At 65.5% G+C, this 25,601-nt stretch carries 18 protein-coding genes and 1 pseudogene; 9 read left to right on the top strand and 10 right to left on the bottom strand.

Annotated elements, in window-relative coordinates:
- Positions 1-154: 154 nt before the first annotated feature.
- The 3 genes from W911_RS10045 to hspQ all read left to right on the top strand — a co-directional run bounded on the left by W911_RS10045 (position 155) and on the right by hspQ (position 3,177).
- Positions 155-1,525, top strand: a complete 1,371-nt coding sequence (locus W911_RS10045) for a polyhydroxyalkanoate depolymerase (RefSeq protein WP_023787429.1) — start codon at positions 155-157, stop codon at positions 1,523-1,525.
- A 107-nt stretch (positions 1,526-1,632) separates the two neighbouring features.
- Entirely contained in the window at positions 1,633-2,688 is a 1,056-nt protein-coding gene (locus tag W911_RS10040) for an HpcH/HpaI aldolase/citrate lyase family protein (protein ID WP_023787428.1), read from the top strand.
- A 165-nt stretch (positions 2,689-2,853) separates the two neighbouring features.
- Entirely contained in the window at positions 2,854-3,177 is a 324-nt protein-coding gene (gene hspQ / locus W911_RS10035) for a heat shock protein HspQ (protein WP_041318328.1), read from the top strand.
- Between the two features lie 316 nt (positions 3,178-3,493).
- Here hspQ and W911_RS10030 read toward each other — a convergent pair whose 3' ends face one another.
- Complete coding sequence (locus tag W911_RS10030; RefSeq protein ID WP_023787426.1) at positions 3,494-4,309, bottom strand: invasion associated locus B family protein; 816 nt, start codon at positions 4,307-4,309, stop codon at positions 3,494-3,496.
- Between the two features lie 345 nt (positions 4,310-4,654).
- Between W911_RS10030 and W911_RS18745 the strand changes: the two genes are divergently transcribed.
- The 3 genes from W911_RS18745 to W911_RS10020 all read left to right on the top strand — a co-directional run bounded on the left by W911_RS18745 (position 4,655) and on the right by W911_RS10020 (position 8,084).
- Entirely contained in the window at positions 4,655-4,891 is a 237-nt protein-coding gene (locus tag W911_RS18745) for a hypothetical protein (protein ID WP_244438487.1), read from the top strand.
- A gap of 5 nt (positions 4,892-4,896) precedes the next feature.
- A complete protein-coding gene (locus W911_RS10025) occupies positions 4,897-6,483 on the top strand; it encodes an extracellular solute-binding protein (RefSeq protein ID WP_244438485.1) in 1,587 nt (528 codons plus the stop codon).
- 65 nt (positions 6,484-6,548) lie between these two features.
- Positions 6,549-8,084 (top strand): class I adenylate-forming enzyme family protein, encoded by a 1,536-nt coding sequence (locus W911_RS10020; RefSeq protein WP_023787425.1) that lies wholly within the window; start codon positions 6,549-6,551, stop codon positions 8,082-8,084.
- A gap of 123 nt (positions 8,085-8,207) precedes the next feature.
- On the opposite strand, the gene W911_RS10015 is transcribed toward W911_RS10020, so the two are convergent.
- From W911_RS10015 to W911_RS10005, 3 genes are all read right to left on the bottom strand, one after another.
- Positions 8,208-9,239 (bottom strand): flagellar motor switch protein FliG, encoded by a 1,032-nt coding sequence (locus tag W911_RS10015; protein ID WP_081717701.1) that lies wholly within the window; start codon positions 9,237-9,239, stop codon positions 8,208-8,210.
- 271 nt (positions 9,240-9,510) lie between these two features.
- Entirely contained in the window at positions 9,511-12,987 is a 3,477-nt protein-coding gene (gene mfd / locus W911_RS10010) for a transcription-repair coupling factor (RefSeq protein ID WP_023787423.1), read from the bottom strand.
- Positions 12,988-13,029: 42 nt separating this feature from the next.
- Positions 13,030-13,296 carry a succinate dehydrogenase assembly factor 2 gene (locus tag W911_RS10005; RefSeq protein ID WP_023787422.1) on the bottom strand — a complete coding sequence of 89 codons (267 nt, stop codon included), beginning with the start codon at positions 13,294-13,296 and terminating at the stop codon, positions 13,030-13,032.
- 262 nt (positions 13,297-13,558) lie between these two features.
- Between W911_RS10005 and recG the strand changes: the two genes are divergently transcribed.
- Positions 13,559-15,670, top strand: a complete 2,112-nt coding sequence (recG, locus tag W911_RS10000; protein WP_023787421.1) for an ATP-dependent DNA helicase RecG — start codon at positions 13,559-13,561, stop codon at positions 15,668-15,670.
- A 165-nt stretch (positions 15,671-15,835) separates the two neighbouring features.
- Here recG and W911_RS09995 read toward each other — a convergent pair whose 3' ends face one another.
- From W911_RS09995 to glmU, 4 genes and pseudogenes are all read right to left on the bottom strand, one after another.
- The gene (locus W911_RS09995; protein WP_023787420.1) at positions 15,836-16,648 is read right to left on the bottom strand and encodes a DUF502 domain-containing protein; all 813 of its coding nucleotides are present in this window, start codon (positions 16,646-16,648) and stop codon (positions 15,836-15,838) included.
- 87 nt (positions 16,649-16,735) lie between these two features.
- Positions 16,736-18,241 carry an SPOR domain-containing protein gene (locus tag W911_RS17400; protein ID WP_144083576.1) on the bottom strand — a complete coding sequence of 502 codons (1,506 nt, stop codon included), beginning with the start codon at positions 18,239-18,241 and terminating at the stop codon, positions 16,736-16,738.
- 121 nt (positions 18,242-18,362) lie between these two features.
- Positions 18,363-20,183: a glutamine--fructose-6-phosphate transaminase (isomerizing) gene (gene glmS, locus W911_RS09980; RefSeq protein ID WP_023787418.1), complete on the bottom strand. Its 1,821-nt coding sequence runs from the start codon at positions 20,181-20,183 to the stop codon at positions 18,363-18,365.
- Between the two features lie 129 nt (positions 20,184-20,312).
- Positions 20,313-21,676: pseudogene (gene glmU / locus W911_RS09975) on the bottom strand (bifunctional UDP-N-acetylglucosamine diphosphorylase/glucosamine-1-phosphate N-acetyltransferase GlmU).
- Between the two features lie 292 nt (positions 21,677-21,968).
- Between glmU and W911_RS09970 the strand changes: the two are divergent.
- Positions 21,969-22,859: a hypothetical protein gene (locus W911_RS09970; RefSeq protein ID WP_023787417.1), complete on the top strand. Its 891-nt coding sequence runs from the start codon at positions 21,969-21,971 to the stop codon at positions 22,857-22,859.
- Positions 22,860-23,096: 237 nt separating this feature from the next.
- Here W911_RS09970 and ypfJ read toward each other — a convergent pair whose 3' ends face one another.
- Complete coding sequence (ypfJ, locus tag W911_RS09965; RefSeq protein ID WP_023787416.1) at positions 23,097-24,101, bottom strand: KPN_02809 family neutral zinc metallopeptidase; 1,005 nt, start codon at positions 24,099-24,101, stop codon at positions 23,097-23,099.
- A 502-nt stretch (positions 24,102-24,603) separates the two neighbouring features.
- On the opposite strand from ypfJ, the gene W911_RS09960 reads away from it, so the two are divergent.
- Positions 24,604-24,807 (top strand): hypothetical protein, encoded by a 204-nt coding sequence (locus W911_RS09960; RefSeq protein ID WP_023787415.1) that lies wholly within the window; start codon positions 24,604-24,606, stop codon positions 24,805-24,807.
- An 18-nt stretch (positions 24,808-24,825) separates the two neighbouring features.
- On the opposite strand, the gene W911_RS09955 is transcribed toward W911_RS09960, so the two are convergent.
- Positions 24,826-25,581: an SDR family NAD(P)-dependent oxidoreductase gene (locus W911_RS09955; RefSeq protein ID WP_023787414.1), complete on the bottom strand. Its 756-nt coding sequence runs from the start codon at positions 25,579-25,581 to the stop codon at positions 24,826-24,828.
- Positions 25,582-25,601: the final 20 nt, after the last annotated feature.

Raw genomic sequence — 25,601 nt, 5'->3', positions numbered from 1 at the left:
GGTCAACCCGCCTAATGCGAGGCAATAGCCTAAAGAATAAGCACTATTCTGCACCGCAGCTCAGCAAATGCGTCCTTAATATGACGGAATGCTTGACGTTTTTCTGGCACCCTGCTGCATTGCACTGTGAACGGCTGTCGGGAGAGCCACGCTGATGCACTATCATACCTACGAGTTTGCACACGCGCTGATGCATCCCGTCCGTCTCATGACGCGCGCCTTCAAGGCCCAGCTTGAGACACCGCTTAACCCGTTCTCCGGCACCGAACTCGCCAAATCGATGGCGGCCGCGTGCGAAGTGTTCGAAGGCATCACGCGCCGTTACGGCAAGCCCGAATTCGGCATCAAGGAAACCAAGATCCACGGCCTCACCGTTCCTGTGCGCGAGGACGTGGTTCTCCAGAAGCCGTTCTGCAATCTCATGCGCTTCGAGCGCGACGAGGCGGTCGCAGGCAAGCGCCACGACCCCAAGCTGCTGCTCATCGCGCCGATGTCGGGCCACTACGCCACGCTGCTTCGCGGCACCGTGGACGAAATGATCAAGGAGCACGACGTCTACATCACCGATTGGACGGACGCGCGCGACATCCCGGTTTTCGAGGGCGGCTTCGACTTACACGATTTCGTCGACTACCTGATCGAGTTCATTCAGTTCCTCGGTCCCAACACGCATGTGATGGCCGTCTGCCAGCCCGCCGTGCCCGCGCTCGTCGCAGCCGCCGTGATGGCAGAGAATGATGATCCCTGCCAACCTGCCTCGATGACGCTCATGGGCGGCCCCATCGACACGCGCCGCAATCCGACCCAGGTCAACAAGCTCGCCGAGGAGAAGCCGCTCTCCTGGTTCGAGCAGAACGTCATCAACTACGTGCCGTTCCCTAATGCAGGTGTCGGCCGGCGCGTTTACCCGGGCTTCATCCAGCTCACGGGCTTCATGACCATGAACCTGGAGCGCCATACCGAAGCGCACATGAAGCTATTCGAGAACCTCGTGAAGGGCGATTGCGACAGCGTCGCCCAGCACAAGGCATTCTACGAGGAATATCTCGCGGTGATGGACCTGCCGGCGGAGTTTTACCTGCAGACCGTCCAGACGGTTTTCCAGGATCATCTGCTGCCGAAGGGCCAACTGACCCACCGCGGCAAGCCCGTGGATTGCGCCGCGATCCGCAAGACCGCTCTCATGACGGTGGAAGGCGAGCGCGACGACATCTGCGGCCTCGGCCAGACGCAGGCGGCCCACGACCTTTGCCCCAACATTCCGGTCGACGAGCACTACGCTTACGTCCAGCCCGGCGTCGGCCATTACGGCACCTTCTCCGGCACCCGTTTCCGCACCGAGATCGCGCCCCGCATCCGCGAGATGATCCGCACCATCCAGTTCAAGCGCCGCCTCGGCGAAACCTCGGACGTGCGCATCCCGCTTCCCTACCGCTCGCTCCACGCCGTCCGCGAGGACATCGTCGACTGGCGCGAACCGGGCAAGAAGGCGAACGGCGCCGTTCCGAACGGGCGGGCGAGCTGAACCGCCCCGGACGGCGGCATCCCCCCGCGTTGACTCTCAGGACCCGGCCACTAGAGTGCGCCGCCTGAGACACACCTATTCCCCATATCACTCCCGAGGTTTGCCTAATGAGCGCCGTCCGTACGCCGCAGAAACACTTCGCGCCGCTGGCCATCGGAGCCCCCGAGCCCTACCGTGCCCTTCCCGTGCGGCTTGAGCGCATGATCCACTTCGTGCCGCCCCACAACGAGAAAATTCGCTCCAAGATCAAGGACATCGCAGCCGACGTCGATGTTGTGCTCGGCAACCTCGAAGATGCGATCCCCGTCGGCGACAAGGAAGCGGCCCGCCGCGGCTTCATCCAGATGGCGCTCGAAAACGATTTCGGGCAGACGGGCCTCTGGACGCGCATCAACTGCCTCAACTCGCCCTGGATGCTCGACGACGTCACCGAAATCGTCCGCGAGGCCGGCAACAAGGTCGACGTGATCATGCTGCCCAAGGTCGAGGGCCCGTGGGACATCCACTACCTCGATCAGCTCCTGGCGCAGCTCGAAGCCCGCCATAAGGTGACGCGGCCGATCCTGATCCACGCCATCCTCGAAACGGCCGAGGGCGTGAAGAATGTGGAAGCCATTGCGGCCGCCTCGCCGCGGATGCACGGCATGAGCCTCGGCCCGGCCGACCTTGCGGCTTCCCGCGGCATGAAGACGACACGCGTCGGCGGCGGCCATCCCGATTACACCGTTCTTGCCGACGCGGACGGCGACGTCGCCGCAGCCCGCGCGCGCTACCAGCAGGACCTGTGGCACTACACCGTGGGCCGTATGGTCGACGCATGTCTCTCTTACGGCCTGAAGCCCTTCTACGGCCCCTTCGGCGACTTCTCAGACGGCCCCGCGTGCGAAGCGCAGTTCCGCAACTCCTTCATCCAGGGCTGCCTCGGCGCATGGACGCTGCATCCCTCGCAGATCGCGATCGCCAAGCGCGTGTTCTCGCCGGACGAGAAGGAAGTGGCCTTTGCCAGGCGCATTCTGGAGGCCATGCCCGACGGCACCGGCGCGGTCATGATCGACGGCAAAATGCAGGACGACGCAACCTGGAAGCAGGCCAAGGTCATCGTGGATCTCGCACGCCTCGTCGCCACGAAGGATCCCGAGCGCGCCGCTGTCTACGGCTTCTGACGCAGCCCGGCCGACGAGCCGCATCAACTCTATTCGCGAGTTTTATTGACATCCAGGGAGTGCTCGCCTCGAATGAGCCCTCGTAGGGAACCACCGATGCCACCGCGCAAATCAGCCGCCCCCGCGACGCGCCGCCGCCGTCGCAAGCGTACCGCCGAACCGGCCGTGCGCCGCGCGAAGTATGCGCTCGGCCAGGTCGTGCGCCATCGCGTCTATGCCTTCCGCGGCGTGGTGTTCGATATCGATCCCGTGTTCAACAACACCGAGGACTGGTGGGAGTCGATTCCGGCCGAGATCCGGCCCGTCAAGGATCAGCCCTTCTACCACCTGCTGGCCGAGAACGACGAAACGGAATACATCGCCTACGTCTCCGAGCAGAACCTGCTCCCCGACACCAGCGGCGAGCCCCTGCGCCATCCCCAGCTCAGCGACTACTTCGTCGAAGACGAGGACGGCCGCTACCGCGCCGTCTTCATCCAGCCGCACTGAGTTATGAGCTGACACAAGCTGAGAGAAGCTTCGGATAAGAACCGTTCTGCTTTGTGGATGTCCGGCGCACTTGCGCCGGGTCGCCTTGCTCCCGGGCTGCTTCGCAGCCGTTTCTCTTCAGTATTGCGGTTTGATGCGTAAATAGCGCCGAAGGCGCTCGGGGCGCGACGGCGCCCCCGCGCCAAGTGGCGCGGCCATCCACATAGCACCACGCTTGCTATGCGATGCTTCTCTCAGCTTGTGTACGAAAACAAACAGACAAACAAAAAACCGCCCGTTTCCGGGCGGTTTTTCGTTTGTCCAACAAGCGGACCTTTTATTCTTTTTTCTCGGCGGCGGCGCCAGCAACGCCCTCGGCGCCGGGCTGCGGAGGCAACAGCTTGATCTGCTCTTCCTTCCACTTCTCGTAGGCTTCCTGCTGACGCTGGCGGATCTGCGCCATCAACTGCCCGCGCGCCTTCTTGTATTCTTCATTGTCGACCGGCTGGCCGCTGAACGCATCACCGAAACCGTCGAGCGGAACGGGGAAGCCCACCGGCTGCGCCTGCGCGTTCATGGCGAGCACCATCATGCCGCCGCCCGTCTTCATCTGCTCGATGATCTCCTTCGTCGCCTCGACCTCGGCCGTGCAGCCTGAAGCGTGGCAGAGCGAGAACTTGAGATCGACAGGCTTCAGCTCGGCATCGTCCACCTGCTCGTTCTTGGCCGCCTTCTCCCACTGCTCCTTGCTGTAGACGGCAGCCTTGAGACCCGGCGGGATTGCCATGCCGAGCGGCACCATGATCATGAGGTGCTCGTGCTCGGAGCCCTCGACCTGCCGGATCGCGGCCGAGACGAGAACCATGCCCGAGTTGCCGTCGAGGCGTTCGTGGTGGGTGAGGCAGATGTCTTTCTCTTCCTTCACCTCTTTAACCTCGTCGCCTTCTTTCTCGCGGCGAACGAGCGGAGACTTTTCGCACAGCTTGACCCATGCGCTCTGGCGGCCCTCGGGCGCCGCAGCCTCTGCCTTCTTGGCATCGTCCGCGATCGCGAGACCACCGTGCGCGGTCATGCCAAGGATGAGCGCGAGAGCAACGCCGCCCGCCGCCGCACCGCGCCTCAAGCCCGTTGCAATGCCATCTCTATGAGACATAGGAAAATCGACCTTTCGTTATGAGCCAGTCCAGGAGCCGCCAGCAAACCCCGCCTCGCGGCTCGACCCCACTCCGCGGCACTCGGTCGGCAATTCCAGGGCGCGCGCGTCCTGACGCGTCAAAGCGTCATCCGGCCCGGCACTAAAGCCTGGAATGCGGCAATCCCGTGGCCACGGAAACACGGCCGCAATCGTACACAGAGCAAAAGTCGGCGCCAGTGGCAAAGCCGCCACGCAGGCGAAATTCCCGCATCCGCCATGTCCCCGCCGCGGAGGTGTGCTACGGACTGCACCGGCTGCCAGCAATTCCAAGGTGTTGCGGCGCCCCCGCAGGAGAGAACTTCCGTGAAGAGACTGATCTTCGCCGGGCTCATGGGCCTCGTGACGCTCCTGGCGCCAGGCACCGCGCGTCCCGAGCCCGCCCCCGCACCGGCCCCCGCCGCGGCCTCGCGCACGCACGCCATCTCGATGCACGGCGAGCCCGATCTTCCGCCGGGCTTTGCAGCCTTCCCCTACGTCACCCCGGACGCCCCAAGGGCGGACGCATCACGCTCGGCTCGTCCGGCTCCTTCGATAATCTGAACCCGATGATCGTCCGTGGCGAAACCGTCCAGGGCATCCGCGAATTCGTCATCGAACCCCTGATGGCGCGAAGCCTCGACGAGCCGTTCACGCTCTACGGCCTCATCGCCCGCGAGATCACCGTCCCCGAGAACCGCAGCGAAGTGACGTTCCACCTCGACGAGCGCGCGCGCTTCTCGGACGGCACGCCGATCACGGCCAAGGACGTGCTGTTCTCTCACCAGATCCTGCGCGACAAAGGCCGCCCGAACTTCCGCACCTACTATCGCAAGGTCGCCAAAGCCGAAGCTCTCGACGACCACACCGTCCGCTTCGTCTTTGCCGATGCCGAAGACCGCGAGCTTCCGCTCATCCTCGGCCTGATGCCGATCCTGCCAAGCCACCTGATCGACCCCGAACGCTTCGAGGAAACGACGCTCACGCCCATCGTCGGCTCGGGCCCCTATCGCATCGCGAACGTGAGCCCCGGCCGCTCGATTACCTACGTACGCAATCCCGACTATTGGGGCCGCGACCTGCCGGTGAACCGCGGACGCTTCAACTTCGACGAGATCCGCTTCGACTACTACCGCGACGGCTCGGCCCAGTTCGAAGCCTTCCGCACCGGCAACATCGACCTCAGGAACGAGGACGATCCCGCGTTATGGGCCAAGGGTTACGACTTCCCCGCCGCTCGTGACGGACGCATCCAGCGCGAGGAAATTTCGATCGCGTTACCGGCGGGCATGGCGGGCCTCGTCTTCAACACGCGGCGCACCGTGTTCTCCGATCCGCGCGTGCGCGAAGCCTTGATTCACCTCTTCAACTTCGAATGGGTCAACAAGAGCTTCTTTCACGGCCTCTACAAACGCACCGAGAGCTATTTCGAGCGCTCCATGCTCTCGTCCGCCCGCAAGCCCGCCGACGCGCGCGAACGCGCACTCCTCGCGCCGTTCTCCGATGCCGTGCTCCCCGAGATCCTCGACGGCACCTACCGCGTTCCCGAAAGCGACGGCACACCCCACAATCGCACGAACGCGCGCAGCGCCTACGAGATGCTCGAAGCCGCGGGCTACGAATTGAAGAACCGCCGCCTCGTCCACACAGAAACCGGACGCCCGCTCAGTTTCGAAATCCTCGCCGCCAACATCAGCCAGGAGCGCCTGCTCGGCGCCTTCGTGAACGATCTCGCGAAGATCGGCATCTCAGCGCGCGTGCGCGTCGTGGACAGCGCCCAGTATCAGCAGCGGCTGCGCAACTACGATTTCGATATGATCCAGTTCACATGGCCCTCATCCCTCTCGCCAGGCAACGAACAGCTCTTCCGTTGGTCCTCCGGCGTTGCGGACAATCCGGGATCGTTCAATTATGCGGGCGTCAAGAACCCTGCCGCCGACGCGATGATCGCCGCCATGCTCGCCGCCAAGGACGACGAGGATTTCGTCTCGGCCGTCCGCGCCCTCGACCGCGTCCTGCTTTCGGGCCACTACGTTATCCCGCTCTTCCATCCGCCCGCCCAGTGGGTGGCCTCGTGGAAGCGCCTCGGACATCCCGAAACGACGCCGCTTTCGGGCTTCAACGTCGACAGTTGGTGGGTCGGCCCGCGGAATTAAGCCTGATCGACAGAGCGGCAGTGTGCGCGAGGACGCACACGGTGTTTTGCGCTAAAAGCCCGGCCATGATCACGCCGTTCTATACCCCCGCTGAAAATCCGCCGTTCAACATGGCCCGCTACTGCCTCGAAGCAGGCACCCTGGCCACGCCCACCAAGCCCGCGCTGCTCGTCATCGCGGCGCCCGGCGCGCCGCCTGCCGAGATCTGGACCTACGCCGACCTCGAAGACGCCGTCCTGCGCACGGCGGGCGCGCTCCGCCAAGCCGGTCTCAAGCCCGGCGACCGCGTGCTGATCCGCCTCGACAACACGAGCGCGTACGCAGTCCTCTTCTTTGCGGTCATCGCGGCCGGTCTCGTGGCTCTCCCTGCATCGAACCAGCTCACCGAGCCCGAAGCGCTCTTCCTGCTTGAAGACAGCGGCGCGGCGGCGGTTGCCTGCCTCTCGCCGCTCGACACCTCGGCGCTTGCCTCCGCACCCCTCCTCCTCTCGCCCGACGACATCGCCCGCATGATGCGCGAAGGCCCGCGCATCGATTATGCACCGACCCGCGCCGAAGACCCGGCTTTCCTGATCTACACCTCCGGCACGACGGCCCGCCCGAAAGGCGTGCTGCACGCCCACCGTTCGGCAATCGGCCGCCGCCCCATGTACCAGGGTTGGTACGGCCTCCGCCCAGACGACCGCGTCCTGCATGCGGGCGCCTTCAACTGGACGTTCACCCTCGGCGTCGGCCTCACCGACCCATGGGCCAACGGCGCAACCGCCATCATCTATACCGGCGAAAAAGATCCGGCATTCTGGCCGCGCCTGATCCGCGACACCGACGCCACCCTCTTCGCGGGCGTCCCCGGCGTCTTCCGCCAGATGCTCAAATACGCCGACGTCACACCCGCAGCGATCCCTTCGCTGCGTCACGGCCTGATGGCAGGCGAAGCGCCCCCGCACGGCCTGTTCGACGAATGGGCCGCGCGATCCGGGCGCGAGATCCACGAAGGGCTCGGCATGAGCGAGCTCTCGACCTACATCTCGACCAGCCCCACCGTGCCGCGCAGACCCGGCACCGTCGGAAAAGCCCAACCAGGCCGCAACGTCGTCATCCTTCCCGTCGACGGTCCGGACGAGCCGCTGCCCCCGGAGACCGAAGGCCTCATCGCCGTCCACCGCTCCGACCGTGGCCTCATGCTCGGCTACTGGAACCGCGCAGCCGAGCAGGCCGAAGTCACGCGCGGAGAGTGGTTCGTCGGCGGCGACCTCGGCACCATGGATGCCGATGGCTACATCACCCACACGGGCCGCAACAACGAGGTGATGAAGGCGCTCGGCTATCGCGTCTCGCCGCTTGAAGTGGAAGCCGTCCTCGCAGCCCATCCCGGCATCGCCGAAGTCGCCTGCGCCGAGCTTGCCGTGCGCGCGGACGTGCACATCGTCGGTGCTTTCGTTGTCATGAAGGACGATGCGCCCCGCGATGCAAACGCGATCATGGCCTTCGCGACCGAACGGCTCGCCGCCTACAAATGCCCGCGCGAAATCCGCTTCGTCGACGCGCTGCCCCGCACCGCAAACGGCAAGATCAGGCGCGCGGGCCTCGTCCGCATGTGATCCGGAACCTGTTTTTCGCGCATCCGGCGATCGCAAGCAAACCAGGCTGACGGCCTCTCGCTCCGTCTCTGCCGAACAGGTGTTGCGATGGGATCGGAAAATGTACCCCACCGAGCCGCACGGCTACGTTGTGGGTTCGTCATCCTCGGCGTCCTCGCCTCCGACCTCGATGACCCCGCGCTCGATCAATTCCAGTGCGATATCTGCAATGACACGCTGAGCTTTCACGGCATTGCGCGTGCTTGGAGTGGGGCCGCCTTCGATCTCCGCTTCGATTGCCCGTCGGGAACGGCTCGGAACGGCTTGCAGGATCTGCTCCCGGAACGCCTTCGCAATACCGTAGAGCGCCTTGACAACGACATCCGGGGAGACCGTATCCAACACCGTGACAAGGGCGGCCGGCGCCAGTTTGCCCAGATCGTCGAAGGTGAAGAGTTGCTGCCGTATCAGCTCGGCATCCTTCTCGTTCGACGATGCGATGGCCTGCAGGCACTCGTCCATCACCTTCCGGTCCATCTTGTTGATGACCTGCGCCACCCGGGTGTGGGGCGATAAATCCGAGTCCCGCCGCCCGTTGAGAACGAGATCTTGAAGAAAGGAGATTTCGAGCAGGGCAAGCGGGCGTTCGGCGACGGGCCTCAAGCTCAGCATTCGCCCCACGATGTCGTGCGACAAAGCCCGCGGCAGCATCTTGAGCAGGCTGGCCGATGTTGCGGCGTCCGCACGCGACAGGACCAGGGCAATGACCTGCGGATGTTCCTTCATGAGGTACTGAGTGAGCGCCGCCTCCTGGATTTCATGCAGCTTTTTCCAGACAGCGCCCGCCGACTTGCTTCCTGTCTGCGCAATGATCGCCGCGATTTGATCGGGACTGAAAACGCCCTCCAGAAGCCCTTGGATCTTCTCCGTTGTCGCCGTCAGCGTTGAGCCATACTTTATTTCGTGAGCGAATTCCTCGATGATCCCGTCAACCGTATCCTTTGGAACGGAGCCAAGATCATTCACGGCCTGCGCGACGATCTTGACCTCATCTTCGTCGAAATGCTGAAGAACCCGGGTCGCAATCTGCCTGTTCATCGCAAGGAGAAGCGCGGCAACCTTCGCCGTCCCCGAAAGCGGGGCTTCAGCATCCTGCCTGTGCGCCTGCGTTTTCAGCGGGCAGCTCCCCCCAAATTTGGGGTATCCCCTTGCTAAGGCACCGAATCACTTTTTGTATCCGCACTGACATATAGCGAGCCTTCGAAGGGTCCACATCAACTAAGTGAGAGCGCCCGGCGGCGAACGGCTTGACGGGCGGCAACGCCATGGTCCGAAACGGGCGATGTGACGCTGATCGAGAAGCTTGGCCGAAACGGCCTCTGCCCCTGCGGCGCACGGCGGTTGTTTCGAGACATGCCGCATGAGGGGCGGACGCCACAATGGGTCCCTAAGCCGCCTCGGCGCCCTTCGCCGCAATGTTCGCGAGGGCCGAGACGAGCTGGCGCACGCCCTTGAAGCGCACGTCCGCCTGATCCCACGCACCCTTGAACACGAGCTTGTGGTCCGGCTGCAACCGCGCCTGCCCGCGCGAGAGCTGCAGGAACGTCGCCAGCCCCTGCGCGTTGGCGAACGTATTGCGATGGAAGGTGACGACGGCGCCCTTCGGCCCCGCATCGACGCGCGCAATGCCCGCAGCCCGGCACAGCCCCTTGATCTCCATGACATCGAGCAGGTGATCGACCTCCGCCGGCAGCTCGCCGAAGCGGTCCACCAGCTCCGCCGCGAACGCGTCGATCTCCGCGCGCGTTTCGAGAGACGAGAGACGCCGGTAAAGCCCGAGCCGGAGTTGCAGATCCGTGACGTAGCTTTCCGGGATCAGCACCGAAACGCCGATTGCGATCTCCGGGCTCCATTTGTCGGCAGCGTCGTCCAGGTCGCCGCCCTTCATCGAGGCAACCGCCTCTTCCAGCATCGACTGGTAAAGCTCGAAGCCCACCTCGCGGATATGCCCCGACTGCTCCTCGCCGAGCAGGTTGCCAGCGCCGCGGATGTCGAGATCGTGCGAGGCGAGCGAGAAGCCCGCGCCCAGCGTATCGAGCGACTGCAGCACCTTGAGCCGCTTCTCCGCGCCTTCGGTGAGCGCCTTCCCCGGCGGCGTCGTGAAGTAGGCGTACGCGCGCCGCTTCGACCGGCCCACGCGCCCGCGCAACTGATAGAGCGCCGCAAGCCCGAACATATCGGCCCGATGCACGATCAGCGTGTTCGCGTTCGGAACGTCGAGGCCGCTTTCCACGATGGCCGTCGAGAGGAGAACGTCGTACTTGCCCTCGTAGAACGCCGTCATCACGTCTTCGAGTTCGCCCGGCGAAAGCTGTCCGTGCGCGCGCGCCACTTTGAGATGCGGCACGGCTTCGGCCAGGAACTCGGCCACGCTGTCGAGGTCGGAGATATGCGGCGCGACGTAATACGTCTGCCCGCCTCGGTCGCGCTCGCGCTTCAACGCATCCGTGAGCACCACGGGATCGAACGGCGAGATGTAGGTGCGGACCGCGAGCCGGTCCACCGGCGGCGTGGTGATCAGCGACAGCTCCCGCACGCCCGTCAACGCAAGTTGCAGCGTGCGCGGGATCGGCGTCGCGGACAGCGTCAGCACGTGCACGTCCTCGCGGAGCTGCTTCAGCCGCTCCTTGTGCGTCACACCGAAGTGCTGTTCCTCGTCGATCACGATAAGCCCGAGCCGCTGAAACTCGATCTGCTTGCCGAGCAGCGCGTGCGTGCCGACCACGATGTCGACGGTCCCGGTCTTGATGCCGTCCTTGACCTCGCCAAGCTCTTTCGGAGACACGAAGCGTGACGCCTGCGCAATCTTCAGCGGCAGCCCCTTGAAGCGCTCGCGCACGGTCTGCGTGTGCTGGCGCGCAAGCAGCGTCGTCGGCACCACGATAGCGACTTGCAGCCCGTTCATCGCGGTCACGAACGCGGCCCTGAGCGCGACCTCCGTCTTGCCGAAGCCCACGTCGCCGCACACGAGCCGGTCCATCGGACGGCCCGCCTGCAAATCTCCCAGCACCGCCTCGATGCTGGCGGCCTGGTCTTCGGTTTCCTCGTAGGGGAAGCTCGCCACGAACTCGTCGTAAGCGCTCGCAGGCGGCGCGAGCACCGGCGCCTCGCGAAGCTGGCGCAGCGCCGCGATCTTGATCAGTTCGCCCGCCATCTCGCGCAGGCGCTTCTTGAGCTTCGCCTTGCGCGATTGCCACGCCACGCCGCCGAGACGATCGAGCTGCGTCGAGCCGTCGTCGGAGCCGAAGCGCGACAGCAGCTCGATGTTCTCGACCGGCAGATAGAGCGTGTCGCCGCCGTGATACTTGAGTTCGAGGCAATCGTGCGGCGCGCCCAACGCCGTGATCGTCTTGAGGCCCGCGAACCGCCCGATGCCATGATCCGCGTGCACGACGAGATCGCCGACCGAAAGGCTCGTCGCTTCCGTCAGCACGTCGGCAGCACGCTTCGCCTTGCGCCGCGGCCTGACGAGCCGGTCGCCCAGAATGTCCTGTTCGGCGATGACCGCGAGTTCCGGCGTCTCGAAACCCTGCTCGATGCCCAGCACCGCCAGACCCGTCACGCCGGGCTCCAGCGCCAGCGCATCCGCATAGCCCTCGACTTTCGCCACCGCCTTGAGCCCGTGGTCCGCAAGCAGCGACGACAGCCGCTCCCGCGCGCCCGGCGTCCACGCCGCAATCAACGCGCGGCGATGGTTCGCCTGGATCTGTTTCACATGACCGACAACCGCATCGAACACGTTCGCGTCGGGGTTCTGCCGCTCGGGCGCGAACGAGCGCCCGCCCTTACCGCGCCACGGGCGCACGCCCTCGCCCTCTGTCATCTCGAACGGCGTCAGCCGCACGATCTTGCGCCCTTGAAGCGCCTTCCCCCACGCGGCCTTGTCGAGGAACATCTGCTGGGGCGGCACGGGCTTATAGGGCGGCGCGCCGAACCGCTCGGCTTCGAGACCTTCGGTGCGGGCCAGATAATGCTCGTTGATCTGATCGAACCGATGCGCCACCGCTTCATCCGCCAGATGATCGAAGCTCACCGGCGCGTCGCCTACATAGTCGAACAGCGTCTCCAGCGTCTCGTGGAACAGCGGCAGCCAGTGCTCCTCGCCCGAATAGCGATGCCCCGCGCTGATGGCCTCATAGAGCGGATCGTCGCCCGTCGCCCCGCCGAACAGCTCCACATAGCGCGAGCGGAACAGCGCAACGGCCGCATCCCCGAACGCGACCTCCGACACCGGCATCAGCACGAGCTTCTTGACGGATTTCGATGTCCGCTGCGTCTCGGCGTCGAACGTCTTGATGCTTTCGAGCGTGTCGCCGAAGAAGTCGAGCCGGATCGGATTGAGTCGCCCCGGCGGGAAGAGATCGACGATGCCGCCCCGCACCGCCATCTCGCCCTGCTCCATCACGGTGCCGGTGCGCGTATAGCCGGCAAGCGACAGGCTTTGCACCAGGCGGTCGAGATCCACCCGCTGGCCGGGCACAAAACTCTTCATCGCGTTGCGAACGTAGGATTTCGGCGGCACGCGCTGCAGCACGGCATTGACGGTCGTGAGAACCACGACGGGCTCTTTCACGCCCAGCGCAAACCGCGACAGCGTCGTGATGCGCTTGCCCACGATCTCCGCATTCGGCCCCACGCGGTCGTAAGGCACGGTATCCCACGCGGGGAACGCGGAAACCCGGAGCTTCGGCGCGAAAAAGCGGAGCTGCCCTTCGAGCGCTTCGAGCCGCCGGTCGTCGCGCGCGACATGGACCAGAACGCCCGGCGCATCCGCCCGCGTCGCTTCCTCGACAAGGCGCGCGAGCACGAGCGCGTCCAGCCCCTCCGGCACGCCCGTAAAAATCAAGTCCGCTCGCTCGCTCATTGTCCGTGCCTTAAACTTTTCCGTCGTACGCGCAGCGCCCCCTCACGCGAGCCCATGGAACCTGCGGATTTCGTCCACCACGTCGGCAAACTCGGTTCCCGCCGCGCCGCCCTCGGGCCCCAGCAGCCAGTGCTGGATCTCAGGCTCCGTCGCCTTCAAAAAGCGCTCGAAGCCCTCAAGATCGTCGAGAGACATGCCCGCAAGACGCGCGTCCGCAAAGCGGCCAACGAGAATGTCCAGCTCCTTGGTCCCGCGGTGCCCCGCACGCCATAGCGCGCGGCGGCGCCGAACCTCCAATTCGTCGCTCATGCTCAGAAAACCGGGCTAGACCATGATCGCTTCGGACCCTACCAATCCGAAGCGTGAATCATCGGTCTCATTAAAGATCTATAGCGTCAGATCTGATCCAAGTGGGATCGGATCGAACGCTATAATAGCGGGCCGCACTTTGCGCGCGCCCGTCCAGGGTGTCATATAACGCCCTCTCCGGGACCTGTCAGCCCATGGCGGGGCAAGAGCCGCCGCGGCCGCGTGACGCCCGGAACAGAAACAGGGTGTCTTCAAGATCGCCATGCGGCCCGACGAGCTTTCCCCTCTGTTTGCCGAAGCCAACGTCCTCAAGGGCGTAGGCCCGCACGTCCTGACGCTTCTGAAAAAGGCGCTGCGCCTGCCGCCCGGCGTCACGCGCCCTCGCGTGGTCGACCTGCTCTGGCACCTGCCCACCGGCGTCATCGACCGGCGCGCCGAACCGACGGTGGTCGCCGCCGTGCCCGGCACCATCGCAACCCTCAAGGTCCGCGTCCTCAAGCACAAGCCGCCCCCGCGCGGCAACACCAAGGCCCCCTACAAGATCGCGACCGAGGACGAGACCGGCCGCCTCGACCTCGTCTTCTTCCGCACCGAACGCTCTTTCATCGAACGCCAGTTGCCCGTCGGCGCCGAGCGATACGTCTCGGGCCGCGTCGAGCGGTACGGCGAGACCTTGCAGATGGCGCACCCCGACTACATCGTCGCTCCCGAAGCGCGCGACGATCTCCCCCTGCTGGAGCCCGTCTATCCGCTCACGGCCGGTCTTTCCGGCAAGGCGCTGTTCAAGGCAAGCCGGCAGGCGCTCACCCGCGCCCCCGACCTCGCCGAATGGCAGAACCCGAGCTGGCTCAAGCAGCAGGGCTGGCCCACGTTTGCGGACGCGCTCCGCCGCCTGCACACGCCGGACGACGCTGCCGACGTCTCGCCCATGAGCGCGCCCCTCCAGCGCCTCGCCTACGACGAATTGCTCGCCAACCAGCTCGCGCTCGCCATCGTGCGCGAAAGCTTCAAGGGCCAAAGCGGACGCTCCGTTCGGGGCAACGGCCGTTTGCGCCAGAAGATTGTAGAAGCACTCCCCTTCGCACTCACCGGCTCACAGTCGTCTGCGCTCGCGGAGATCGAAGCCGACATGGCCGCCCCCCGCCGAATGCTCCGCCTTCTGCAAGGCGATGTCGGCTCCGGCAAAACCGTCGTCGCGCTTCTCGCCATGGCGGTCGCGGTGGAAGCCGGCGCACAGGCGGCCCTCATGGCGCCGACAGAAGTGCTCGCCCGCCAGCACGCCGAGACCATCGCACCGCTCGCAAACGCGACCGGCCTCACCATCGGCCTCCTGACCGGCCGCGAGAAAGGCCGCGCCCGCACGGAGCTTCTAAGCCGCCTCGCATCCGGCGAGATCAATATCCTCATCGGCACTCACGCTCTGTTCCAGGACGACGTCGCCTTTCGCGATCTCGCCTTCGCCGTCATCGACGAGCAGCACCGCTTCGGCGTCCACCAGCGCCTCGCGCTGCAAAGCAAGGGCAACGGCGGCGCCAACATGCTGGTGATGACGGCCACCCCGATCCCCCGCACGCTTCTGATGACGCACTATGGCGACCTCGAAGTCTCGCGCCTCACCGAGAAGCCCGCGGGCCGCAAGCCGATCACCACGCGCAAGATCCCAAACGCCAGCCTGGAAAAGCTTATCGCCCGCGTCCGCGCGCAACTCGCCGAGGGCGCGCAGGTCTATTGGGTCTGCCCGTTGATCGAAAGCTCGGACGTCTCCGACCTCGCCGCCGCCGAGGAACGCCACGCGCATCTCACGCAAGCCCTCGGAGAGGGCATCGGCCTCCTGCACGGCGGCATGAACGCCACCGCCAAGGACGCAACAATGGCCGCCTTCGCGGACGGCAACCTGAAGGTGCTCGTCGCCACGACGGTCATCGAAGTCGGCGTCAACGTGCCGAATGCCAACATCATGGTCATCGAGCACGCCGAGCGCTTCGGCCTCGCCCAGCTCCATCAGCTCCGCGGCCGCGTGGGGCGCGGCAGCCGCGAGAGCTTCTGCATGCTGCTGTACCAGGAGCCGCTGAGCAAAACCGCCGACCAGCGCCTCGCGATGATGGAAGAGACGGAGGACGGCTTCCTCATCGCCGAGAAAGACCTCGAACTGCGCGGCGGCGGCGAGGTGCTGGGCGCGCGCCAGAGCGGAGACGCCGAGTTCCGCATCGCGGGCGTGCCGACGTTCGGCGAGCTTCTCTCGGCCGCCCATGACGACGCTCGCATGATCCTGGCGTCCGACCCGGCCCTCACGAGCCCGCGCGGCGAAGCCTTGCGCCGCCTGCTTTATCTCTTCGAATGCGACGAAGCCATCCGCCTCTTCCGCGCGGCGTGACCTGCGCGAGCTGTCATCCCCGCAACTTGTGTCGCTCAAACAAAAAAACGGGCGCGGCAGCGCCCTGGGAGCAAAGCGACCCGCGGCAAGTGCCGCGGCCATCCACAAACCACAACGCCCCTTATCCGAAGCTTTTCGCAGCTTGTCTCACTCAAAACAAAAAACTCATTCCTTAGGCGTAACCGCGATCGGATCCGGCACCGCAACGCCTGCCTTCCGTGCCTGCTCCGCAAGCTGCTTCAGCCGCGCCTCGTAATCCGGCACCACCATGCCCGCCGAGATCACGATCTTCGCCGCATCCTCCACCGACATCTTGAGCAGCGTCACACTGCGGCGCGGCACGAAGCAGATGAAGCCCGTGGGCGGTACGATGCCCGTCGGCATGAATACGGTCAGCATGTCCTCTTCACCGCCGGGTTCCGTGATCTTGATCTCGCCCTTCGTCTCGCCCGTCACGAACACGATCGACCACAGCCCCTTCGAGGGAAACTCGATAATGCCGACCTTCTGGAACGCCTGCTGCTGCATCCCCGTCGCCGAGACGACGGACTCGAAGATCTGCTTCAGCGCGCGATAGACGTTGCGCACGATCGGCATCCGGTCGAGCGCCATCTCGCCGAATGAGATCAGCGAGCGGCCGAGCAGGTTTGCGGTCAGCGCGCCGGTGAGCGTGAGGAACACGATGCCGAACAGAAGCCCGATCCCCGGCACCGAGAACGGCAGGTAGGTATCGGGCGAATACACCGCCGGCACGAACGGCTTCAGCCATGCGTCCGTGACGTTGATCACCCACCAGATGAAATAGACGGTGAGCGTCACCGGGCCGACGATGATGAGCCCGGTCAGAAAATAGTTGCGCAGCCGCGCACCGATGCGCAGCGGCGCACCGTCGTCGGTCGCGAGATGGCGAAGCCCGGTGGCGAGGCCGTCGTCGTCGCCGCGCTCCGGCCCGCCCTTACCTTGAGGAGATTGCGTCATCGCGAACCATGGTGGGGTCTTGGAGTGCGGCTCGTCAACTCCCGCCAAGAAGGGGCTGCACCCAAGCCGCAGCCGGCGCGTTGGGCTCTACTGCGTCACGACGAGGCAATCGAAGCCCTGCGGCTTCAAGGTCTGGCACAGGTCGCCCGGCTCCTTGGCGTTCGCATAGGGGCCAAGCCGCACGCGGTAGAACGTGCCCATGCTGCCGATGACGGCTTCGTCCACCTCGGTCCGCACCGCGCCCGAACGCACCGCCGGATAGCCCTGGAGCGTCTGCGCAAGCTTATCCGCCTCCTCGCGCGAGCGTACGGAGGCCACCTGCAGCTTGAAGTTTCCGCCGCCGGTTTTCGCCGCGACCTTCTTCGCCGGAGCCTTTTGGGCGGCCGCCCCTTGGGCAGCACCACCGGCGCTCGGACCGCCCGAGGCCGACCACGGCAGCGCGGACGGGCTGTCCGGCCCCCGCTGCACCATGGAGGAGGTCTGCGCGTTCACGACCGTCGTGTCCGAACCCCATTCGCTGGCCGCAGCAGCCGTCGATCCCGTCGTGACCGCCGCATCGGACGCAGCCTCTGACGACGAGCCGAACATATTGCTGAAGAAGCCGCCGACGGCCGCACCCGTGCCGGCAAGCGGGTTGCTCCATGTGGAGCCGCCGCCGAGCGAGCCTTCGCCCGCAGGCGAGGCGCCCGGCATGGCGTTGAGCCCCGTCGAAACGGGTGTGGCTTCGGGCGCAAAGCCGGTCGAAATCTGCTGCGGGGGTGCGGGAGCGGCGGCAGGTGCCGTCTCCGTCGCCCATGCGGACGTCTGTGCGCCAGCGGTTGCGGCCGGAGCGGCAACCGGAGCGGCTGCGGGAGCCTGCGCCTCTGCGGCGGGCGGAGCCGGAGCCGCCACAGCAACCTCAGCCACCGGAGCGGCGGCCGGTTGCGCCGCGGACTGCTGCGCCGGCGTCGCGGAGGACGACATGCCCGGGATCGCAATCGTCGGCAGCGACGGCATGGACATATTGTTCCAGAACGAGCTGGGCCCCACAACGGCCACCTGCGTGCCGGGCTTGGCCTGCGGCGCGGCACCGGGCTTCGGCGTCGTCGGGCTCTGGTCGAGAGGCGCGGCCCCGATTGGCGGCGGCGTATCCCCTAAGCCAGCCTCGCGATAGGCAAGCTGCCGCTCTTCGGTCGCCTTGGCGCGCTCGGCGTCCGAAAGACCGCCCTTCAGCCACACGGCGGTCGTGAGATCCGAAATAGCCTGCGCGGGCTTGCCGAGCCGGCGGGAAGCCGATCCGCGGAAATAAAGTGCACGCGCCATCTGCGCGCTTGGCAAACCGCCACCCGAGAGCGCCGTCGTCAACTGCTTCTCGGCAGTCGCCATGTCGCCGGATTCGAACGCGCGAACGCCTGCGGAATAGGCCCGCTGGTTGGCAGCGCCACCTTTGGCTTCCGCCTCTTCGCCTTTGCCTTTGGCCTGGCCCAGGGCGCCCGTAACGGCAGGCAGCCCCGTAAGGCCCACGGCCAGGAGGATGGCCGCGCCGAGCCGCGCCAGATCCCTGATTTCAAGCCTCGGCAATGGTTTTACCTGCCCCTGTGTGGCATTCGACATGCGCAATTCCCTGCCGCTGTGGCAAACGCAGCACCCCGCCACGGTTTATGTCAAGCAAAGGGAAGAGGCAAATCGAGGGCAGCGAAACGCGGCCCTTTTCCCCGTCATCCACCCCTTCGATCTACTCCACCGTCACCGACTTCGCCAAATTCCGCGGCTGGTCCACGTCCGTGCCCATCAGAACGGCGGTATGGTAGGCCAGAAGTTGCACCGGCACGGCAGATATCAGCGGATACGTCAGCGGGTGGGCGTCCGGAATTTTGATGTGGGCGGCCAGCTCGCAGCCGATCTTTTCCGGATCCGCGTTGGAGATCAGCACGATCTGCCCGCCGCGCGCCGCGACTTCCTGAACGTTGGATATCGTCTTTTCCAGAAGATCGTCCTCGGGCGCCACCACGATCACCGGCACGGCTTCGTCGATCAGCGCGATCGGCCCATGCTTCAACTCGCCCGCGGCATACCCCTCGGCGTGGATGTAGGAGATCTCCTTGAGCTTCAGCGCCCCTTCGAGGGCCAGCGGATAGCTCAACCCCCGCCCGAGGTAGAGCACGTCGCGCGCCTTCGAGAGCAGATGCGCAAGCTCGACATAGGGCGTCTCGTCGACGAGCATCGTCGAGATCAATCGCGGCACCTCGATCAGCGCCGAAACGAGCTCCTGCTCCTGCTCTTCGGAGATCGCCCCGCGGGCGCGGCCGAGCGCAATCGCAAGACACGCAAGCGCCGAAAGCTGGCACGTGAACGCCTTCGTGGACGCCACGCCGATCTCCGGCCCTGCAAGCGTCGGCAGCACCGCATCCGACTCGCGCGCAATCGTGGAGGTGCGCACGTTGACGATGGAGGCGATGCGCTGCCCGTTGGCGCGCGCATAGCGCAGCGTCGCAAGCGTGTCCGCCGTCTCACCGGATTGCGAGACGAAAAGCGCTAAGCCACCCTCAGGCAGCGGCGCCTCGCGATAGCGCAGTTCCGATGCGATATCGATCTCCACCGGCACCCGCGCGTAGCGCTCGATCCAGTACTTGCCGACGAGCCCCGCGTAATAAGCCGTCCCGCATGCGGAGATGGTGACGCGCGGCACCGTCGCGAGATCGATCCCGAGATCCGGGATCGAAACGCGCCCGTTCGCCATGTCGAGATAGTTCGACAGCGTATGGCTGATGACCTCGGGCTGCTCGTGGATTTCCTTCGCCATGAAGTGGCGATGGTTGCCCTTGTCGACGAGCAGCGAGCTTGCAACCGATTTCACGAGCGGGCGCGTCACCGGCGCGCCGTCGCGGTCGAACACCTCAGCGCCCGCACGCCGCATCACCGCCCAATCGCCCTCTTCGAGATACGTGATCGCATCCGTGAACGGCGCGAGCGCGATGGCGTCGCTCCCGAGATACATTTCGCCCCGGCCGTGCCCGATGGCGAGCGGACTGCCCTGCCGCGCCGCGATCATCAGATCGTCCTCGCCGGCAAAGATGATCCCGAGCGCAAACGCGCCCCTGAGTTGATCGAGCGCCTCGCGCACCGCCGAAATGGAATCGAGACCGTTCTGCATCCCGTCCGTGATGAGATGCACCACCGCTTCCGTATCGGTATCCGTCTCGAAGACGTGCCCCTTCGCGGTCAACCGCTCCTTAAGCTCGCGGAAATTCTCGATGATGCCGTTGTGCACGACCGAGACCTTGGCGCTCATGTGCGGATGCGCGTTGCGCTCGATGGGCCGCCCGTGCGTCGCCCAGCGCGTATGCCCGATGCCTGTGCGGCCCGAGAGCGGCTCCGCGATCAAGCGCGTTTCCAGGTTCCTGAGCTTGCCTTCAGCCCGGCGCCGGTCGAGGTGCCCGTTTTCGACAGTCGCAATTCCCGCGCTGTCGTACCCGCGATATTCCAGTCGCCGCAGCGCATCGACCAGATCGGTCGCGACGGACTTCCCGCCGAGAATGCCAACGATGCCGCACATGAAAGAGCCCTCGCTGAATTGTCTTCCCGCGTCAGCCGCAAATCGTTGAAATGCAAACAGATGCGAGAAATATGCCGTACGGGAGCCCGCACGCCCGTTCAAATCAAAGAATATGTCTAATCTTAACGATCATGAACGGCCCGAGGCAGCGGCTTTCCGGCGCGCCATGAGCATGCGGAATTTCGCAGCCCACCCCGGCCGCTCCTCCTGCTCGCTGCGTTCGAGCGCAAGCGCCCCCTCACTCACGTCCTTGGTGATCACGCTTCCCGAGCCGACATAGGCGCCCGCTCCGATCTTCACCGGCGCCACCAGCGCCGAGTTGGAGCCGACGAACGCACCGTCCCCGATCTCGGTCTTGTGTTTGAAGAAACCGTCGTAGTTGCAGAAGATCGTGCCCGCGCCGATGTTGGCCCCAGCCCGATCGCACCGTCTCCGAGATACGCGAGGTGGTTCGCCTTCGCGCCGTCGCCCATCGTCGTGTTCTTCACCTCGACGAAATTTCCGACGTGCACCTTTTGCCCCAGCACCGCGCCGGGTCTCAGTCTCGCGTAGGGCCCAATCCGGGCCCCCTCGCCCACCTCGGCGCCTTCGAGATACGAATTGGCCTTGATCTCGGCCCCCGCACCCACCGTCACCTTGGGCCCGAAAAACACGTTCGGCTCGATCATGACGTCGCGCCCGAGAGCGGTGTCGAACGACAGCCACACCGTCTCCGGCGCGATCATCGTCACCCCCTCCGCCATCGCCGCCGCCCGCGCCCGGCGCTGCCAGATCGCTTCCGCCTGCGCGAGTTCCGTGCGCGCGTTGACGCCGAGCACCTCGTCCTCCTCGCACGCGACGGCCGCCGCACGCCCGCCCCGCGAGCGCACGATCTCCACCGCATCCGTCAGATAATATTCGCCCTTCGCATTCCCATTGCCGATGGCATCCAGGACATCCAGCGGCGCGTCGAGCCGAAACGCCATCACGCCGGAATTGCAGAGCCGGATCCTGAGTTCGTCGTCCGTCGCGTCTTTCGCTTCGCGGATCGCGACGAGATCCCCGTCCACCGTGGTGACAAGCCGCCCGTAGCTCCCCGGCTCCCGCGCCTCGAAGCCGAGCACAGCGACGGACGCGCCGCCGTCGAGCGCTCCAAGCAGCGCACGCACCGTCTCGGGCGTCACGAGCGGCGTATCCGCGAACAGCACCAGAAGATCGCCCCGATGCGCCGCAATCGCATCGCGCGCAGCCAGCACCGCGTCCGCCGTTCCCTGCTGGCGCTCCTGCACGAACACCTGCGCCGAGGGCGCAGCCTTCACCGCTTCGTCGCGCACGCGCTCCATCCCGGGCCCCACCACGACCGCGAGCGCCTCCCCGCCGACCGCTTTCGCGAGCCCCAGCACATGCCCCAGCATGGAGCGCCCCGCGATGCGGTGCAGCACCTTCGGCAGATCGGAACGCATGCGCGTCCCCTTGCCGGCAGCAAGCACGACGGTCAGCAGCGGTCGGCTCATGGAGCACTCCGAATTGTATCGACGCCAGAATCGGGCCAGACGCTATCGCCAGCAACGCTCCTTCGCAATTGCCACCGAGGTCAGGGCGGCAAATGCGGGGCCCATCCACAACAGAGGGCGGCTATCCCCAAACCGTCCACAGTTGCATCGCCCCACCGCGTTGACCCTTAAGGCCCGACTCAGACACCAACTTTCGAGATCAGAAGTGCGCCTCGCCGAATGCCGGCGGGGGCCCGGGCTCCCTCATCGGAGCCAAGGGAGGCGAGGCGCGAGAGGTTCGGAAAGCAAGGTCATGACAGAAAAACACCTGCCACAACCAAGTTCGCCCGAGACAGGGCGCCGGACGTTCACACCCTACGTTACGGTCTGGACCGTCCTCGCGGCCCTGTCTTTGGTCTACCTCGGCCTTATCGTCACGCAGCCCGCAACGGTCGCGGGGGTTCTCGGCGCGTCCGACCACGCAGCCTACGGCGACGGTCCGGAAACCCTCGCCGAAACTGCCGCCGAGGTCCGCACGCTGCGCGATACCATCGATCTCTTCCGCAATGAGCTGATCGAAATGCGCGCGCAGGTGTCGAACCAGACCGACGTCACGAGCGAGCTGTTGAGCCGCATCGCCACGCTTGAGACATCGCCCGACGGCGCCGCGCGCGTTGCCGAAGCCAACGGAGCCCGCGGCCAGGACACCGCCGCAACCGGCCAGCAGCCTCCGACGGAAACGGCGGCGCTCCCCGCTCCCATCCGCAAGAACGCGGGCGAAACGTCCAAAGCAGCCAAGCAGGCTGAGGCCAAAGCGAAGTCCCGCGTCGAGACCGGCAGCGTTTCCGCACCGGCCACTGGCGCCGGCTCGGAAATCACCTTCGGCGCCCCGGTCGTAAAGCAGGCCGCGACCCCGCCATCCGATCCGCCGCCGGGCACCCGCAACATGATCGGCGTCCAGATCGCCACAGGCCCCTCGGTCGATAGCCTGCGCCTCTCCTGGACGCTTCTGTCGGAACGCCACGCCGACAGTTTCCGCGCCCTCGCGCCCCGCTACGTCGCGTCCGGCTCGGGACCCAACGAGAGCTACGATCTGATCGTCGGCCCCATGCCGACCGTCGACGAGGCCCGCCGTCTTTGCGAGGACCTTTCGCTCAAGGCCACGCCCTGCCGCGTGAGCCAGTTCACCGGCGACGCGCTCTAAGCGTGTCCCCCTCGGCTGTCATCCCGGGCGGTGCGCAAGCACCGACCCGGGACCCAGCGCCACACTCTCGAAGCCTCGTGAATCCTTGGTCGCGAACTCATCAACCCAGCGCGTCAGCGCTCGGGGCGCGACCGCGCCCCCGGCGGTCATGGCGAAGCCGCGCTCCGCATACTGCGCCGGACATCCACTCGGCAACCGTCCCCTTATCCGAAGCTTCCCGCCACTTGCGTACGCACTCTAAAGACTATCCGCGTTGAAGGTATCGCAGCTTTTCATCTCACCCGACTTGAACCCGCGCGTGAACCACTCCTTCCGTTGCGCGGACGAGCCGTGCGTGAAGGAATCCGGCACCACATATCCTTGCTGCCGCTTTTGGATCATGTCGTCGCCGATCTGCTTTGCCGCGTTCAGCCCTTCCTCGATATCGCCGTCTTCGAGCCGGTTGTTGAGCTGATGATTGAGGTTGGCCCACACGCCCGCAAGGCAGTCCGCCTGCAGCTCCATCATCACCTGAATACGATTGCCTTCGGTCCGGCTCACGCGCTGCTTCGTGCGCTGCACCTGCTCCGAAATGCCGAGCAGCGTCTGCACGTGATGGCCCACCTCGTGTGCGATGACATAAGCCTGCGCGAAGTCGCCCGGCGCGTTGAAACGCCGTTCGAGTTCGTTGAAGAAGCCGAGGTCGATATAGACCTTCTGATCGAGCGGACAGTAGAACGGCCCCATGGCCGACTGGCCGGTGCCGCACGCGGTGCGCGTCGCGCCCGTGAACATCACGAGTTGCGGTTCTTGGTATTGCCGCCCCGCACTTTTGAACACGTCGTTCCAGACGTCTTCGGTATCGGCCAGGACGCGGGCGATGAAGGTCCGCATCTCGTCCTGGGCCTTCGGCGCGCCCGGCGTCTCCTGCTTGGTCTCTCGCGAGCCCGGCAGACCCGGAATCTCGAACGGGTTGCGCTCCGCCGTACGCCGCGGCGCCTGCTGCGTCTGGTCGGGCATGCGCGTGATGTCCGGGAAGTTCCCCTGCCCGCCGCCGCCCAGCAGAACCTCAAGCGGGTTGATGCCGAACAGCAGCATGATCGCGCCGATAATGAGCAGCGTCGTGAGGCTCATGCCCCCTTTGCCGCCGACCGGAATTCGAACGCCCGGTCCCCCGCTTCCCGGAAATCGGAAGCCGCCGTCACGCTGGCCGCGCCGGTCGTCGATATTTTTGCTTTCCCTGTCGTTTTCGTCGTAGCGCATTGCGGAATCCTGCCCAGAGTGCTTCCGGAAAAGTGGGAACCGGTCATGGCGAAGCCATGCACGCACGATGTCCGATAAGAAGCACGATCAAATAAAAACTTAGAGCCGTTCCGCAATTCGAGCAAAATCGGAACGGCTCTAAGATCGTTTCCTGCGCCCGACCATAGCGCGCGAGACCGGGCGAGGGCCAGATTTCTGCGCTCTCCAACGGCAGGCAACCTCTGTGATGAGCAATTGGGCGATCCGCATAACGCGGTGGCAGCCGCCGAGGCGAAAGGTCATGATCGTCGGCGGCAGACATCATGCAGATCTTTGATTTTCAGCACTTTTCCCTGTCACACACGCGCTGGCACATCGATTGCTGACAGGGGAGCTAGGCGTCGCGATGGGGAGGCACGCAAAGCCTGTGGGCAGTGCGCCCGTGCCGATTGCCGCCGTTCGATTGCCGGTGATAGACCGGCCGCCTTGCGGGAGCGCGTGACGCACCCGCAGCGATGACGCCATGGAGGCCACCTTGCTGCTGCAGCCGCTCCCGCCGTTTCGCGCAAAACCCGCGCGCCGTCCGCTGAGGCCGAAACGTCTTGGCGCCGACGTCCATGAGAAAGCGGCCATCTCGGTGAAGGCCACCCGGCATCCGATCAAGGTCGCCCGCCTTCAGGCTGCGCCCGCTCTCAAGGTCTTGCGGACCGACGAAGCCCTCGCCTGAGAACCGGCGCAACACGCATTACAAGCTCGCCGTCATCCCGCCATCCACGACAAGCTCGGTGCCCGACACATAAGCCGCATCGTCGCTCGCAAGGAACAGCGCCGCGCGGGCGATGTCGTCCGCCGTACCGAACCGGCGCATCGGCGTCTTGTCGAGCAGCGCCTTGCTGACGAACGGGTTCTTGAGAAAGCGCTCCGTCAGCGCGGTATCGATGTAGCCGGGCGCCAGCGTATTCACGCGGATGTTGTAAGGCGCATACTCCACGGCGAGCGCCTTCGTCAGCGCGGTGACCGCACCTTTGGTGGCAGAATAGCCCGCGAGCTGGCGCAGCCCGCGCTGCCCCATGATCGACGACACGTTGATCAGCGAGCCCGCGCCCGACGCCTTGAGCAGCCCGAACGTATCGCGTGCGACCCGCACCACGCCGTCGAGATTGACCTCGCGGATCTTCACCCAGTCCGCATCCGACAAATGGCGGAAGTCGCTGCGCACGTTGAGCCCGGCGTTGTTGACGACGATGTCCGCGCGTCCCGAGCCCTTCTCCACGTCGCGAACGAGCGCATTCACGTCCTGCCCGCGCGACACGTCCACGGTAAGCGCCGTAGCCGAAAGCCCGCGCCCGCGAAGCGCATCCGCTGCCGCCGTCGCACTCTCCCCGTTCACGTCCGTGATGTAAACGGTCGCGCCCTCTTCCGCGAACAGCCGCGAGATCGCGAGCCCGATGCCCGCCCCCGCGCCCGTCACGACGGCAACCTTGTCCTTCAAACGGTTCATCACGTCACTCTCGTCTTTAA

The sequence above is a fragment of the Hyphomicrobium nitrativorans NL23 genome (assembly GCF_000503895.1).
In the GTDB taxonomy this organism is placed as follows: domain Bacteria; phylum Pseudomonadota; class Alphaproteobacteria; order Rhizobiales; family Hyphomicrobiaceae; genus Hyphomicrobium_C; species Hyphomicrobium_C nitrativorans.
This window is presented reverse-complemented; position numbering and strand designations above follow the sequence as displayed.